Origin of the sequence: Sphingopyxis sp. OAS728, from assembly GCF_014873485.1 — a bacterium.
Lineage (GTDB): Bacteria > Pseudomonadota > Alphaproteobacteria > Sphingomonadales > Sphingomonadaceae > Sphingopyxis.
The window spans coordinates 945,707-958,569 of sequence record NZ_JADBDT010000001.1 but is presented as its reverse complement, the minus strand read 5'-3'; the positions used below and the strand labels follow the sequence as shown (position 1 = coordinate 958,569).

Here is a 12,863-nt window from a genome sequence, read left to right as displayed (position 1 = left end):
TTTGGGGGTGGCGCTCAGGCCCACCCCTCCAGCACCTGGTCGGGCGGGCGATGCCCGTCGCACCAGGCGCGGATATTGGCGATGACTTTTTCGCCCGACGCTTCGCGCCCTTCGATGGTCGCCGAACCGAGGTGCGGGAGCAGCACGACATTGTCGAGCGCGAGCAGCGCGGGATCGACCGCGGGCTCGTGCGTATAGACGTCGAGCCCCGCGCCTGCGATGCGGCCGGTCTGGAGTGCGGCAACCAGCGCCTTTTCGTCGACGATTTCGCCGCGCGCGGTGTTGATCAGGTAAGCGGTCGGCTTCATCGCACCGATCCGCGCAGCGTTGACCATCTCGTGCGTTTCGGCGGTGTGCGGGCAGTGGATCGTCACCACGTCGCTGATCCGCAGGAGCGTGTCGACGCTTGCATGATAGCTCGCGCCCAATTCTTCCTCGATCGCCTCGGGCAGGCGGCGACGGTTGTGGTAGTGAATCGAGAGGCCAAAGGCGCGCGCGCGGCGCGCGACCGCGAGGCCGATGCGCCCCATGCCGATGATGCCGAGCAATTTGCCACCGACGCGGTGGCCGAGCATCGCGCTCGGCGCCCAGCCGGCCCATTGGCCCGAGCGCATCAACTTCTCGCCCTCGGCGAGCCGGCGCGGCACCGAAAGGATCAGCGCCATCGTCATGTCGGCGGTGTCCTCGGTAAAGACGCCCGGCGTGTTCGACACCATGATGCCCTTCGCACGCGCCGCCGACAGGTCGATATGGTCGACCCCGGCGCCGAAATTGGCGATCAGCTTCAGCCGGTCGCCCGCGGCGTTGATGATGTCCGCGTCGATCTCGTCGGTCACCGTCGGTACGAACACGTCGCAGTCGGCAACCGCCGCTTTCAACTGATCCCGGGTGAAAGCCTCGTCGCGCGCCGACAGCGACACGTCGAACAATTCCGCCATGCGTCCCTCGACATGCGGCATCAATTGGCGGGTGACGATAACGCGCGGGCGTTTGGGGCGGGATGAATCGGGCATGGCCGCCGATAGAGCGCGGCGCGGCACGGTGGTCAAGAGCGCGGGCGATGAAAAGCTGGGGACGAACGCAGCCTTTTGCGCGGCGAACGGTTGAATTGCGGGCACGAGTTTGACAAGGCAGAGCGATGACCAGCCGACACATACTAACCGCCGCCGCGTTGATGGCCGTCGTGGGACCGGCCGCCGCACAATCCGATGTCGAATTGCCCTATTGGGCGTCGATCAATGTCGACGAGGCGCGGATGCGCAAGGGGCCGTCGCCCGACGTCCCGGTGACATGGGAATATCGGCGCAAGGACCTGCCGGTGAAGGTCGTCGCGCGGTTCGAAACATGGCGCAAGATCGAGGATCCCGACGGGACGCAGGGCTGGATGGCGGCGCGCCTTTTGAGCCGCACCCGCACCGCGATCGTCACCGGTGAAATCCGGCCGATGCGCGAGGACGCCAGCGTGTCGGCGGCGGTCGCCTATCGTGCCGAGCCGGGCGTGGTGGGCCGCATCACCGAATGCAACAATGGCTGGTGCCTGTTCGACGTCAAGGGCCGCAAGGGCTGGATACAGACCGACCATATCTGGGGCGACTGAGTTCGCTCCGGATATCGGCCGGCCAGAGTGCCTCAGCTCTTCTTGGGCGTCACGGTCACCTTTGTTCCTTCGGGATTTGTCGCGGTGAAGCTGCCATCCGCCGCGACGGGCGACAGGCTCCAGCATTCCTCGGCCTCGTCGCCGTCGGGGTCGAAACAATCCTTGCCGTCCTTGTGCGCGAACTTGCCCTTTTTGACGACCTTCCCTGTCGGGTCGGTGTCGGCATGGCTTCCGTCGGCGTTGATGACCGTGGACGCGACGGTGCCGTCGGCCATCTTGACGTCATAATTGCCCGGCGCCGTTCCGGCAGGTGCGGCCGGGGCGGGCGCGGCGGTTTCGGTCGGCGTCGCCGCGGCGGCGTCTTTCGATTCTTCGGCTTTTTGCGAACAGGCCGACAGCGCGGTGAGCGCGGCAAGCAAAACCAGCTTTTTCATGTCGATTTCTCCCCACAAGAATTTGCGCAGGCTATGCCCTTCGCGCGCGAGCCGCAACGACAATCGCGGAGCAGCAAAAAGGGCCGACGGTTGCCCGTCGACCCTCTTTGAAACGAAAGGATATTATCGTTTAGCGGCGCCAGTTGAAGTGGTTCCGGTACACCTTCACGACCCGGCCGTTGCGCTCGTTGACGAGCAGCAGGTCGTTATAGTGGCGTACATAGACCAGGTTGCGACCGGCGCGCGGCACGCCCCAGCGGCTGTCCCATGCCGGGCGATAGCTCGGCGCATAATAGTTCGAACGCAGGGTCGAGCCGACACGGAACGACTGATATTTGAACGGCGCGCGATAATTTTGGTAACGCGTGTCGCGGCGCCAGTCGCGCTGGCTCTCGCGAAGGTCCTGACGGGCATCACGCACATCGTGGCGCGCGTCGCGGACGTCGCCGCGGTCGCCATAACGCTGGGCGTTGCGCAGGTCGCGCTGTTCCTCGCGCAATTCCTTGCGGTCGTTGCGGATCTCGCGGGTCTGCGCCTGCGCTACGGCAGGGACCATCATCGCGGCGATCAGGCCGGCGGTGAGAAATTTGCTCTTCATTGTGCCATTCCTTTCAATCGGTCAGGGGGAGGGGATCTGCCCGATGACAAGGATGGATTAGGCGAGTCGGTTTGAACGGAACCGGAATGCGCCGTTTATTTTCAGGACATTAGTGTCGCAATTTGTCGCCTGCGGACGACGAAACGGCGCCGTCTTGCGACGGCGCCGTGGAACTTTTCAAAGATTGGCGGTTCAGACCAGTTCGACCGCAACCGCCGTCGCTTCACCGCCGCCGATGCAGAGGCTGGCGATGCCGCGCGTCTTGCCGTGGCGCTGGAGCGCCGCGATCAAAGTGGTGATGATGCGCGTGCCGCTGGCGCCGATCGGGTGGCCGAGCGCGGTCGCGCCGCCGTGGACGTTGATCTTTTCGTGCGGGATGCCGAGGTCGTGCATCGCGAACATCGCGACACAGGCGAAGGCTTCGTTGACTTCGAACAGGTCGACGTCGCCGATCGCCCAGCCGGTCTTGGCGAGCAGCTTGTTGATCGCACCGACGGGGGCGACGGTGAAATCCTTGGGTTCCTGCGCATGCGCGGCGTGCGCCACAAGGCGGGCGACGGGCTTCGCACCCTTGGCGTCGGCGACCGACTGGCGGGTCAGCACGACGGCGGCGGCACCGTCCGAGATCGACGAGCTGGTCGCCGCGGTGATCGTGCCGTCCTTGGCAAAGGCGGGCTTCAGCGTCGGGATCTTGTCGGGCATGCCCTTGCCGGGCGCTTCGTCGGTGTCGACGATGACATCGCCCTTGCGCCCCGAGATGGTGACGGGTGCGATTTCACTGGCGAAGGCGCCAGCGGCGATCGCGGCCTTGGCGCGGCTCAGCGATTCGATCGAATAATCGTCCTGCGACTGGCGGCTGAGCTGATAGGCGTCGGCGGTATCCTGCGCAAAGGTACCCATCGCGCGGCCGGCTTCATAGGCATCTTCCAGACCGTCGAGGAACATATGGTCATAGGCGGTGTCGTGGCCGATGCGGGCGCCCGAGCGGTGCTTCTTGAGCAGATAGGGCGCGTTGGTCATCGATTCCATGCCGCCCGCGACGATCAGGTCGACGCTGCCCGCGGCGAGCGCTTCGGCGCCCATGATCACGGTCTGCATGCCCGAACCGCACACCTTGTTCACGGTCGTCGCCTGCACCGACTTGGGCAGGCCCGCCTTGATCGCGGCCTGACGCGCCGGCGCCTGGCCGAGGCCAGCAGGGAGCACGCAGCCCATATAGATACGCTCGATATCGTCGCCCGAAACGCCCGCGCGCTCGACCGCCGCCTTGACCGCGGTCGCGCCGAGGTCGGTCGCGCTTGCGTCCGACAGGCTGCCCTGCATGCTGCCCATCGGGGTGCGCGCATAGGAAAGGAAAACGACGGGATCGGTGGCGGTCATATCGAGAGACTCCGTAGGGGAAAGATACGTCGGCGGGTCGCTTAGCGCCTTTGCTGCAAGTGCGAAAGGGGCAGGGTGGAGATGGGTAGCCGGTTTCAACTTGCAACCCGCCGCGCGGCGTGAAAAAACGGCCGCCGCAAAACATTAGGGGAGATGGGTCATGGCTACCGCGATCAAGCAGGATATCGCTGGCGAAACGGCGCGCATGCACGAAGTGCTTGCGGCGCAGAAGGCGAGCTTTACCGCCGCCATGCCCGAAAGCCTGAGCGTGCGCACCGACCGCATCGATCGCGCGATCGCGCTGCTCGTCGACAATGCGGAGGAATTCGCCAAGGCGGTGAGCGAGGATTTCGGCCATCGCAGCCGCGAACAGACGCTGATGACCGACATCATGCCTTCGGTCAGCGCGCTGAAACATGCGAAGAAGCATATGGCGGCCTGGTCGAAGGGCGAGAAGCGCAAGCCGACCTTCCCGCTCGGCCTGCTCGGCGCGAAGGCCGAGGTCGTCTATCAGCCGAAGGGCGTCGTCGGCGTGGTGAGCCCCTGGAATTTCCCGGTCGGCATGGTCTTCGTGCCGATGGCCGGCATCCTCGCCGCGGGCAACCGCGCGATGATCAAGCCGTCGGAATTCACCGAAAATGTATCGGCGCTGATGGCGCGGCTGGTGCCCGATTATTTCGACGAGAGTGAAATGGCGGTGTTCACGGGCGATTCCGATGTGGGCGTGGCCTTCTCGAAACTGGCGTTCGACCACATGATCTTCACCGGCGCGACGAGCGTCGGGCGCCACATCATGCGCGCCGCGGCGGACAATCTGGTGCCGGTGACGCTCGAACTCGGCGGCAAGTCGCCGACCTTCATCGGGCGCAGCGCGAACAAGGATCTCGTCGGCCAGCGCGTCGCGCTCGGCAAGATGATGAACGCCGGGCAGATCTGCCTCGCGCCCGATTATCTGCTCGTCGCCGAGGATCAGGAAGGCGACGTGATCGACAGCGTCACCAAGGGCGCGACCGCGCTTTATCCGACCTTGCTTGCCAACGATGATTACACCTCGGTGGTGAACACGCGCAATTACGACCGCTTGCAGAGCTATCTTGCCGACGCGCGCGAAAAGGGTGCCGAGGTGATCGAGGTCAACCCGGGCGGCGAAGACTTCGCGAGCTCGAACGGCCACAAGATGCCGCTCCACATCGTCCGCAACCCGACCGACGACATGAAGGTGATGCAGGAGGAAATCTTCGGCCCGATCCTGCCGGTGAAAACGTACAAGCATATCGACGACGCCATCGACTACGTGAACGCCAACGACCGCCCGCTCGGCCTTTACTATTTCGGGCAGGACAAGAGCGAGGAGGACCGCGTGCTCACGCGCACCATCTCGGGCGGGGTGACGGTCAACGACGTGCTGTTCCACAATGCGATGGAAGATCTCCCCTTCGGCGGCGTCGGGCCGTCGGGGATGGGCAATTATCACGGGGTCGATGGCTTCCGCACCTTCAGCCACGCGCGCGCCGTCTATCGCCAGCCGAAGCTTGATGTGGCAGGGCTCGCTGGATTCAAGCCGCCCTATGGCAAGGCGACGGCGAAGACGCTGTCGAAAGAGCTCAAGAAATAGCTTGGCAAAATATAGCGCATCGCTTTAGGGGATGCGCCGCGCTGCAAGCGGCGTGCCCCTGTGGTGAAATTGGTAGACGCGCCGCACTCAAAATGCGGTTCCGCAAGGAGTGCTGGTTCGAGTCCGGCCAGGGGCACCACTTTCCGTTCTCATGACGACCCACCACCATCGACAAAACGGCAGAAATCTGCCATTTTCTCCTTGGTCTTGTCTTTTGGCGTCCGAGGATATTTCACTCGATCTCAGTCGAAATGGGGCCACCGGATAGGGCGATGGCCCCAACTTCAATTTCCGGTGGCCCCATTCGTCTCCCAGATGTCGTGTCGATGATCCGACGCTGGCCAAGGCCTGCTTGCAGGAGTTGAGTCGATGTCTCTTACTGATGTTATGATCCGGTCGTTGAAGGCTGAAAGTAGACCCTATAGCCGGACCGACGCGGGGGGGCTCTATTTGGAAGTGCGACCGAGTGGGGCGAAGCTTTGGCGGTTTAAATATCGCTTTCTCGGAAAGGCTAACCGGATCGCCTTGGGTGCCTATCCCGAAGTTCGGCTGGCGGAGGCTAGGCAGCTGCGAGACGATGCCCGGCGAAAACTACGCGACGGCATTGACCCGCTTGCCGATCGGAAGCGCGATAAGCTCGTTGCGCAGTTCAAGGCCGCAAACACCTTCGGTGATCTTGCGAAGGAATATATCGAGAAGACGGTTGCGGAGGGCCGCGCTGAGGCAACCACGACCAAAGCCAATTGGCTTCTGGACCAGCTCAAGCCCATTGCGGGCATGCCCGTAGCCGACATCAAACCTATCGAGATCCTCGCGGCATTGAAAAGGATCGAAGCGCGCGGGAAGCATGAGACCGCGCGCCGGGCGCGATCGTTCGCCGGCCGCGTCTTCCGCTACGCTGTGGCAACGGGCAGGGGCGAGGCTGATCCAACTGCAGTCTTGCAGGGGGCACTCATTGCCCCTCGCGTCACGCACCATGCGGCGTTGCTCGAACCTGATGCCGTTGGCGGGCTGCTTCGCGCGATCGACAGTTATCCTGGCAACGCCATCACCCGGCTCGCCTGTCAGATCGCGCCACATGTGATGGCACGGCCGGGCGAACTGCGACAGGCGTTGTGGGGCGAGATCGACTTCGACAAAGCCGTTTGGACAGTGCCGCTGGAGCGCATGAAAATGCGGCGGCCCCATGCCGTGCCGCTGTCGCGGCAGGTGCTTGCCTATCTTAAAACACTGTACGACCTGACAGGCCCCGAGGGTTTTGTCTTCCCCGCCTTCCACACCTCGCGTCGGCCGATGAGCGAAAATACAATGAACCAAGCCTTCCGCAGGATGGGATACGCCAAGGGTGAAGTGACGGCGCACGGCCTCAGAACGACGGCTTCGACACTGCTCAACGAAAGCGGGAAGTGGCAATCGGATGCGATCGAGCGTTCACTTGCACACGCCGACGCAAACATGGTCCGCGGAATTTACAATCGCGGGCGCTATTGGGACGAGCGTGTCGCCATGCACCAGTGGTGGAGCGACTATCTCGACGAGCTACGCGCGGTTGAAAAGAACGCGTTGCCGCTCGAAGCGGCATGACGCGGGGTTCTCTCGTAAAATAGAGCGCGGCCTCAAATGGTCGCACACTGACGGCGGCAGACGCCGCCAGAGGTCGCGCGTTTGCACGGTTGGCTTCGGCTGCCCGCCAAATTTCCCTGCGGCTGCTGTCGCGCCGGACCTGCGGCCCGGCGCGGCGCTTTTCGTGCGGCGCGCCGCCTCCCCCGGAGGCGCCGCGAAGATCATGAGAAACGACGGCGGCGCGAAGCTTTCGCTTCGCGCCGCCCCACGATGTCCGTTGGCATCGCCCCCACCTCCGGCTGCGGGTGGACGACCGCGCCGACGGAAGTTCTTCGCGAACGAAGATATCGCGATCGGTGCTTTTCGACCAGATGGATTGATCACCGGGCAGTCCCATTTGCGGACGCCGCGGCGGCCAAAAGAAAGGCGGCGCGAAGGCACCCCTTCGCGCCGCCGACGATGTGGTCATCGCCCCCACCAACCACCATGAGTTCGGTCGCTTCCCCCCATGGCAGCGGACGGATTTGCTGGATTAAGCCTATGTGCCGGAATTGTGACGGAACAGCGAAATCGCTCGGATAAGGCTCGTTCGATCACTTTAACCCGGCGTTTGAAGCGTTTTCGATCTTCGCTGCCCCGAATTGGGGCCCCCGGCGGGCAGTTCGTTGATATTTCGGCGAGCGCGCGGGCCCAGGGGCTGGGTGCGGGCTTCCCGGGCCCACTTAACCATGGTGGTGCCGTAACGAGTCGACGGGCTTCCGCATCTCCATCTGGAGTCGCGATACCATCTCCGGCGACGGGCATTCGACCTGGACCGGAGCGGCGCCCCGCATAACCATCGGTGGCGCGATTATTTCCCCGCCGGCTTCGCCGTCTCCTCGCGGCCGCTTCGCTCCAAAAATCACGCCGCCTCAAGTCCTCTGCTTCGCTACGGCCCTGCGGGTATGCGCTGTGCCTCATGCGCCGGTCTCTGGTCAGCCCATGTCGCGGAAATGGTTCTCGCGGCAAAATTTGAGGAGACGACAAATGGCAGCTATCGGCTTTGTGAACGGCACCATCGAACAGGGTTTCGTGGGCCAACTGAAAACCCTCTCGATCCGCGCCGCGATCGAGATCCGGACCAACCGCTCGAAAAGCGGCGATGTCCAGCCCGACTATCGGGTCTATTCGGAAGGCGTCGAGATCGGTGCCGGCTGGATCCGCGTCGGGCAGGTGTCGGGCGAGCAATATGTTTCGCTGAGCCTCGCCGCCCCGGAATTCGGCCCGCGCAGGCTCTATGCGAACCTCGGCCGCGCTGCCGGCCAGGATGGCGAAGACGGCTACGCCCTGATCTGGAATCCGGCCGACTGAGGCCGAAAGCCCCGCACCGCTTCGGCGGCGCGGGGCTTCTCGCGTGGAAGTCAGGCTGCGATCGACGGAAGGTCGGAAACCCTGAACCCGATGGGATCGCGCTGCCACGCGGCGACTTCGGATTCACGCCAGCCGCAGCAGCGGTCGGCTATCTTGACCTGGTGGGGGAAGGTGCCGGCGGCGATCTTTCGGTAGAGCGTCGCCCGGCTGAGGCCAGTGCGATCGAGAACGGTGTTGAGACGAAGGAAACGATCGGGAGGGGGCAGGGACGTCATAAGCATCTTCTCCATCAGTTGGTGTTGTTTGATCTCCCAGTGATGAAGGTTGGTGTTATTTTGCGTTTCGTCAATGCTATAGGAAGCGACAAAGTGGCGCGCATGACCACATAGAGTATCTTGTTGTCCGCTACTGTCCGACGTTGTCCGCTACCGTCTACCTAAAAATATTTGTAATATTTTTCACTTTCAGTCTCACGCCCTCGGAATCGAGACCGTCTGGGACGGTCGCGCCCAGACTGCCGCACCGCGAGCGGCGCGATCCTTTGTCGAGTCGTCTGGATTGGGACCAGCGGTCGCCGCTTTGCGGCGGCGTTATTGTCCCCGTCAGGGCGGGGGCAGGGTGGGCGTCACTCGCCTCTAGCCCCGCGCGGCCGGGCTGCAACTCGCGTGCCGCGGGTCCGCCTCTTCGTTCCGGTCCTTCGGATGCAGCCCGCCCGTCGTCGCGGGTCTGCCGGCTCCCTCCTGCCGCCCACCCCGCCCCCTTCCGAGCCGGGGTGCGGTGGTTTGAAGGAGAGAGGATATGCGAGCGGAGAAGATCGAGCGGCGGAGCCTTTATGCCGAGGTCACGGGCCGGATCATCGCCGAATTGGAAGAAGGGCGACTGCCTTGGGTGCGGCCTTGGGACAGCGCGGCATGCGAATGCACGATGCCGCAAAACGCGGGAACGGGCCGCAAATATTCGGGGATCAATGTGCTTATTCTGTGGGCCGAAGTCGTGCATCGCGGTTTCGCTTCGCAGCGCTGGCTTACCTACCGGCAGGCCGCAGCAGCTGGCGGAAATGTCCGTCGCGGCGAGAAGGGCACGATTATTTGCTATGCCGACCGCTTTACGCCGAAGTCCGAAGCCGAAGCGTCGCGCGGCGAGGATCGCGAAGCGCGTCAGGTGGCTTTCCTCAAACGCTTCACCGTGTTCAATCTCGAGCAGTGCGAAGGTCTGCCCGACGATTTCACACCCGATGCTGCGGCGGTCGACCCGGTCCTCGCGGTTGCCGAGGCCGACGCGCTGATCGCTGCAAGCGGCGCACGCTTTCAGATCGGAGGCGGCGAAGCGTTCTACAGCGCGAGACATGACTTTGTTCAGGTGCCGCCACAGGCAGCATTCCCTGAGCCGATCAACTGGTATCGCACGGCGCTGCACGAGCTTGGCCATTGGACCGGCCACGGCACGCGGTTGGACCGTGATCAGAAGGGCGGGTTCGGATCGGAAGCCTATGCCAAGGAGGAGCTTGTCGCCGAAATGGCGGCGGCGTTCACTTGCGCATCGCTCGGCATCGCTCCCACCGTTCGGCATTCGGATTATATCGCGTCGTGGCTATCGGTGCTGCGCGGCGATGAGAAGGCGATCTTCCGCGCGGCCAGTCAGGCGAGTAAGGCGACCGATTTCCTGCTCGCTTTCGCGGGAGTCGAACAATGAGCGGGCGCATGAGCCGCGAAGAGCGGCTTCGCCTTCGCCGCGCCGAGCGCGCCGTCGACCGGATGAATGGCATGGACCGCAAGGTCTTCCTCGCGATCCGCGTCGACGAGCAGAGCTATTCGCTGATAGCTGAACGGTTCGACATCAGCGATGTCGAGCGCCATTTCGCGTCGAGCCTCCGCATCCTCATGAAGGCGATGGATGAGAAAGATCCGTGGTGGTGGAAATTCTGGCCGTGGTGACGGCGGCTTGGCCGGATGGCACTTGCCATCCGGCCAACGGAATTACAGGGTGAAAACAATGCGCACCGACCTCGATCATCTTCCAGCCAACAAGCAGCGCGAAATCGAGCGCGTGAAGCAGATCATCTTCGAAGAATTCGCCGACAGCATCGCGCTCGCGACGATGAGCTGGAAGAAGAAAGGCCGGATCGAGAAGTTGATACTCTACGGCAGCTATGCGCGTGGTGGCTGGGTCGACGAGCCGCACACCGCGAAGGGCTATCGTTCCGACTTCGATCTGCTCATCATCGTCAGCGACAAGCGCCTTACCGACAAAGTTGATTATTGGCTCAAGGTCGAGGACCGCCTCAACCGCGAACTTGCCATCGACAAGACGCTGCACACGCCGGTGAACTTCATCGTTCACACGATGCAGGAGGTGAATGACGGCCTAGCGCATGGGCGCTATTTCTTCATGGACATCGCGAAGGATGGCATCGCGCTTTACGAGTCCGACGCGAAGGAACTGCACACCCCAAAGCCGAAGACGCCGCAGCAGGCGCTCGCGATGGCGCAGGAGTACTTTGAGGAATGGTATCCGAGCGCGGTCGTATATCTGAACACTTCGCGTGACCTCGTAGCCCAGAAGCGTCCCAAAGAAGCGGCATTCATTCTACATCAGTCTGCAGAGCGGCTTTATCACTGCGTCTTGCTGGTCTGCACATTCTACACACCGCATGTCCACAATCTTGGCTTCCTGCGGACACAAGCCGAGCGCATCGATATGCGGCTCGTTGATGCTTGGCCGCGCGAGATCAAAGCTGATCGTTCGCGCTTCGAGAAGCTCAAGGAAGCTTACGTCAAAGCCCGCTATTCGAAGCATTATCGCATCAACGAAGAGGAGTTGCTCTGGCTTGGCGAACGCGTCGAAGAATTGGGCCGCGCCGTACATGCCATTTGTTCGGAACGGATTGCATCGCTAGAGGGTAAAGCGAAGTAGCTTAGACCTCGAAGGATGTGTGCAAGATGGAAGATTCCGAAACGCTGGTAACGCTGACCGCCGACATTGTGGCGGCGCACGTCAGCAACAATAAAGTCGCCTTGTCGGATATTCCTCTGATCATTCGTTCGGTGCATGAAGCCCTCTCGGGTCTCGGCACCAAGTCGGCTCCGGAAGCTGAGCCGCAACAGCCCGCCGTCTCCGTGCGCGCGTCAATAAAGCCCGACTACATCGTCTGTCTTGAAGACGGCAAAAAAATGAAAATGCTTCGCCGCCACCTTGCGACCGATCACGGCATGACGCCGGACGAGTATCGCGCGAAATGGAACCTAACGAAGGACTATCCGATGGTTGCTCCCAACTATGCTGAGAAGCGCCGCGAACTCGCCAAATCGATCGGCCTCGGAACAAAGGGGCGCGGCGGCGGCCGTAAGCCCGCCGCACGCGGCCGCGCAAAGGCTAAATAGCCTTCGCGCTACTGGCCGCGATACGGCTCGCAGGCGATACCGTCGTTGTCCGCATCGAGGCCATCGCGATATCCTGGCTCACCGCGATAGATGGGGGCCGTCCCGGCTCCGCGCGCATCATCGCATCTGCGCCAATGATCGCCCGCTTCCGGCGCGCGCTCGCGCGCTAATCCTGCGGCGACGCTCGCTTCGCTCGCGACGTCGTAAAGCTGCGCCCGACCTTCGGGCGTCGTGCCGATCGATCCGATGCCGGCAAGCGCGCCGATTGCGCCCGCGCTCAGCAGAATGTGGGTGCTCGATACCCGAGCGCGCCTAGCTCCTCGATAGTTCCAGCGTCGTGCCATCGCACCCGGCTAGACCATTCAGGTAAATATCCGGTTTGAGGCTGGCGGCGGACTGTCATCGAAAGCTCGCTTTCCGCGCCGTCGCAACAGCAGCAATTGCTGCTCGCGCATCTCGCCGCGCAGCGTCGCGGCGGCCTCGACAAGCAGCCCGAGAATGACCGCGCGATCGTCGCCGGTCAGCTCGATCAGGTCGGCCTTGGCGACGAGCCCGCCGAGCTCGATCAGCTGGCGCGTGCGTTCGCGCCGCTTCACCTGCCACGCTCGCATATCATGCCGCGCCACCTTCGCCTGCAGGCGGTTGCGGGCCTGCACCGCTCGCCGATGCGCCGCTCGCGTTCCGGCGAGCGCCCGGGCGAGCGCCGGCGCCGTCGCCGCGAAAGAAGGCCGCGCCGCTCTTGCGCCACGCCTCCTTCCGCGATTCGTCGGTGCTCGCGGCGTCGAGCAGCGCGCCTGCAAGCTGTTCGATCGACAGCACGTCGGCGCCGGTCGCCATGACCAGCTCGCCGAGCTGCCCCCGCTTCTTCGTCTTGAGCGCCTTGGCCTTGTCGGTGAGCGCCTGAAGCTCGGCGTCGTAATCACGTGGTTTGCGCATCATCTGTCCT

The 12,863-nt window shown here is 63.3% G+C and carries 16 protein-coding genes and 1 tRNA gene; 9 read left to right on the top strand and 8 right to left on the bottom strand.

The window, feature by feature from the left end; translation table 11 throughout:
* Nucleotides 1–14: 14 nt before the first annotated feature.
* On the bottom strand, nt 15–1,013 hold the full coding sequence (locus GGC65_RS04480; RefSeq protein WP_192646063.1) for a 2-hydroxyacid dehydrogenase: 999 nt from the start codon (nt 1,011–1,013) through the stop codon (nt 15–17).
* 125 nt (nt 1,014–1,138) lie between these two features.
* Here GGC65_RS04480 and GGC65_RS04475 point away from each other — a divergent pair, with 125 nt between their 5' ends.
* Nucleotides 1,139–1,597, top strand: a complete 459-nt coding sequence (locus GGC65_RS04475; RefSeq protein WP_192646062.1) for an SH3 domain-containing protein — start codon at nt 1,139–1,141, stop codon at nt 1,595–1,597.
* A gap of 32 nt (nt 1,598–1,629) precedes the next feature.
* On the opposite strand, the gene GGC65_RS04470 is transcribed toward GGC65_RS04475, so the two are convergent.
* The 3 genes from GGC65_RS04470 to GGC65_RS04460 form a co-directional block, all read right to left on the bottom strand.
* Nucleotides 1,630–2,031 carry a hypothetical protein gene (locus GGC65_RS04470; protein WP_192646061.1) on the bottom strand — a complete coding sequence of 134 codons (402 nt, stop codon included), beginning with the start codon at nt 2,029–2,031 and terminating at the stop codon, nt 1,630–1,632.
* A 130-nt stretch (nt 2,032–2,161) separates the two neighbouring features.
* The gene (locus tag GGC65_RS04465) at nt 2,162–2,629 is read right to left on the bottom strand and encodes a hypothetical protein (RefSeq protein WP_192646060.1); all 468 of its coding nucleotides are present in this window, start codon (nt 2,627–2,629) and stop codon (nt 2,162–2,164) included.
* A 192-nt stretch (nt 2,630–2,821) separates the two neighbouring features.
* Nucleotides 2,822–4,009 carry an acetyl-CoA C-acyltransferase gene (locus GGC65_RS04460; RefSeq protein WP_192646059.1) on the bottom strand — a complete coding sequence of 396 codons (1,188 nt, stop codon included), beginning with the start codon at nt 4,007–4,009 and terminating at the stop codon, nt 2,822–2,824.
* Nucleotides 4,010–4,169: 160 nt separating this feature from the next.
* On the opposite strand from GGC65_RS04460, the gene GGC65_RS04455 reads away from it, so the two are divergent.
* The 4 genes from GGC65_RS04455 (at nt 4,170) to GGC65_RS04440 (ending at nt 8,537) form a co-directional block, all read left to right on the top strand.
* Nucleotides 4,170–5,624, top strand: a complete 1,455-nt coding sequence (locus GGC65_RS04455) for a coniferyl aldehyde dehydrogenase (protein ID WP_192646058.1) — start codon at nt 4,170–4,172, stop codon at nt 5,622–5,624.
* A gap of 54 nt (nt 5,625–5,678) precedes the next feature.
* Nucleotides 5,679–5,763 (top strand) — tRNA-Leu (locus GGC65_RS04450).
* Nucleotides 5,764–5,993: 230 nt separating this feature from the next.
* Nucleotides 5,994–7,208, top strand: coding sequence for a tyrosine-type recombinase/integrase (locus GGC65_RS04445; protein ID WP_192646057.1), 1,215 nt, complete (start codon nt 5,994–5,996; stop codon nt 7,206–7,208).
* A gap of 1,005 nt (nt 7,209–8,213) precedes the next feature.
* Nucleotides 8,214–8,537 (top strand): DUF736 domain-containing protein, encoded by a 324-nt coding sequence (locus tag GGC65_RS04440; protein ID WP_192646056.1) that lies wholly within the window; start codon nt 8,214–8,216, stop codon nt 8,535–8,537.
* A gap of 50 nt (nt 8,538–8,587) precedes the next feature.
* On the opposite strand, the gene GGC65_RS04435 is transcribed toward GGC65_RS04440, so the two are convergent.
* Nucleotides 8,588–8,812 (bottom strand): helix-turn-helix transcriptional regulator, encoded by a 225-nt coding sequence (locus GGC65_RS04435; RefSeq protein WP_192646055.1) that lies wholly within the window; start codon nt 8,810–8,812, stop codon nt 8,588–8,590.
* Between the two features lie 523 nt (nt 8,813–9,335).
* On the opposite strand from GGC65_RS04435, the gene GGC65_RS04430 reads away from it, so the two are divergent.
* Genes GGC65_RS04430 through GGC65_RS04415 form a run of 4 tightly spaced genes read left to right on the top strand, consistent with a single transcriptional unit; the run spans nt 9,336 to nt 11,917 of the window.
* On the top strand, nt 9,336–10,229 hold the full coding sequence (locus GGC65_RS04430; RefSeq protein ID WP_192646054.1) for an ArdC family protein: 894 nt from the start codon (nt 9,336–9,338) through the stop codon (nt 10,227–10,229).
* The gene (locus GGC65_RS04425; RefSeq protein WP_192646053.1) at nt 10,226–10,471 is read left to right on the top strand and encodes an RNA polymerase subunit sigma; all 246 of its coding nucleotides are present in this window, start codon (nt 10,226–10,228) and stop codon (nt 10,469–10,471) included. Before GGC65_RS04430 ends, GGC65_RS04425 begins: the two co-directional genes overlap by 4 nt.
* A gap of 58 nt (nt 10,472–10,529) precedes the next feature.
* Nucleotides 10,530–11,450 carry a HEPN domain-containing protein gene (locus GGC65_RS04420; protein ID WP_192649391.1) on the top strand — a complete coding sequence of 307 codons (921 nt, stop codon included), beginning with the start codon at nt 10,530–10,532 and terminating at the stop codon, nt 11,448–11,450.
* 26 nt (nt 11,451–11,476) lie between these two features.
* On the top strand, nt 11,477–11,917 hold the full coding sequence (locus tag GGC65_RS04415) for a MucR family transcriptional regulator (protein ID WP_192646052.1): 441 nt from the start codon (nt 11,477–11,479) through the stop codon (nt 11,915–11,917).
* 8 nt (nt 11,918–11,925) lie between these two features.
* On the opposite strand, the gene GGC65_RS04410 is transcribed toward GGC65_RS04415, so the two are convergent.
* The 3 genes from GGC65_RS04410 to GGC65_RS04400 are packed head-to-tail and all read right to left on the bottom strand — an operon-like array spanning nt 11,926 to nt 12,853.
* The gene (locus GGC65_RS04410) at nt 11,926–12,261 is read right to left on the bottom strand and encodes an excalibur calcium-binding domain-containing protein (RefSeq protein WP_192646051.1); all 336 of its coding nucleotides are present in this window, start codon (nt 12,259–12,261) and stop codon (nt 11,926–11,928) included.
* 18 nt (nt 12,262–12,279) lie between these two features.
* Nucleotides 12,280–12,513 carry a conjugal transfer protein TraD gene (locus GGC65_RS04405; RefSeq protein WP_318780119.1) on the bottom strand — a complete coding sequence of 78 codons (234 nt, stop codon included), beginning with the start codon at nt 12,511–12,513 and terminating at the stop codon, nt 12,280–12,282.
* Between the two features lie 16 nt (nt 12,514–12,529).
* On the bottom strand, nt 12,530–12,853 hold the full coding sequence (locus GGC65_RS04400) for a conjugal transfer protein TraD (protein WP_192646049.1): 324 nt from the start codon (nt 12,851–12,853) through the stop codon (nt 12,530–12,532).
* Between the last annotated feature and the right edge of the window lie 10 nt (nt 12,854–12,863).

Coding starts and splice junctions, on each gene's coding strand:
- GGC65_RS04430 (WP_192646054.1), top strand. CDS start 9,336: ATGCGAGCGGAGAAGATCGAGCGGCGGAGCCTTTATGCCGAGGTCACG.
- GGC65_RS04480 (WP_192646063.1), bottom strand. CDS start 1,013: ATGCCCGATTCATCCCGCCCCAAACGCCCGCGCGTTATCGTCACCCGC.
- GGC65_RS04475 (WP_192646062.1), top strand. CDS start 1,139: ATGACCAGCCGACACATACTAACCGCCGCCGCGTTGATGGCCGTCGTG.
- GGC65_RS04440 (WP_192646056.1), top strand. CDS start 8,214: ATGGCAGCTATCGGCTTTGTGAACGGCACCATCGAACAGGGTTTCGTG.
- GGC65_RS04435 (WP_192646055.1), bottom strand. CDS start 8,812: ATGACGTCCCTGCCCCCTCCCGATCGTTTCCTTCGTCTCAACACCGTT.
- GGC65_RS04425 (WP_192646053.1), top strand. CDS start 10,226: ATGAGCGGGCGCATGAGCCGCGAAGAGCGGCTTCGCCTTCGCCGCGCC.
- GGC65_RS04445 (WP_192646057.1), top strand. CDS start 5,994: ATGTCTCTTACTGATGTTATGATCCGGTCGTTGAAGGCTGAAAGTAGA.
- GGC65_RS04400 (WP_192646049.1), bottom strand. CDS start 12,853: ATGCGCAAACCACGTGATTACGACGCCGAGCTTCAGGCGCTCACCGAC.
- GGC65_RS04420 (WP_192649391.1), top strand. CDS start 10,530: ATGCGCACCGACCTCGATCATCTTCCAGCCAACAAGCAGCGCGAAATC.
- GGC65_RS04470 (WP_192646061.1), bottom strand. CDS start 2,031: ATGAAAAAGCTGGTTTTGCTTGCCGCGCTCACCGCGCTGTCGGCCTGT.
- GGC65_RS04455 (WP_192646058.1), top strand. CDS start 4,170: ATGGCTACCGCGATCAAGCAGGATATCGCTGGCGAAACGGCGCGCATG.
- GGC65_RS04410 (WP_192646051.1), bottom strand. CDS start 12,261: ATGGCACGACGCTGGAACTATCGAGGAGCTAGGCGCGCTCGGGTATCG.
- GGC65_RS04460 (WP_192646059.1), bottom strand. CDS start 4,009: ATGACCGCCACCGATCCCGTCGTTTTCCTTTCCTATGCGCGCACCCCG.
- GGC65_RS04465 (WP_192646060.1), bottom strand. CDS start 2,629: ATGAAGAGCAAATTTCTCACCGCCGGCCTGATCGCCGCGATGATGGTC.
- GGC65_RS04415 (WP_192646052.1), top strand. CDS start 11,477: ATGGAAGATTCCGAAACGCTGGTAACGCTGACCGCCGACATTGTGGCG.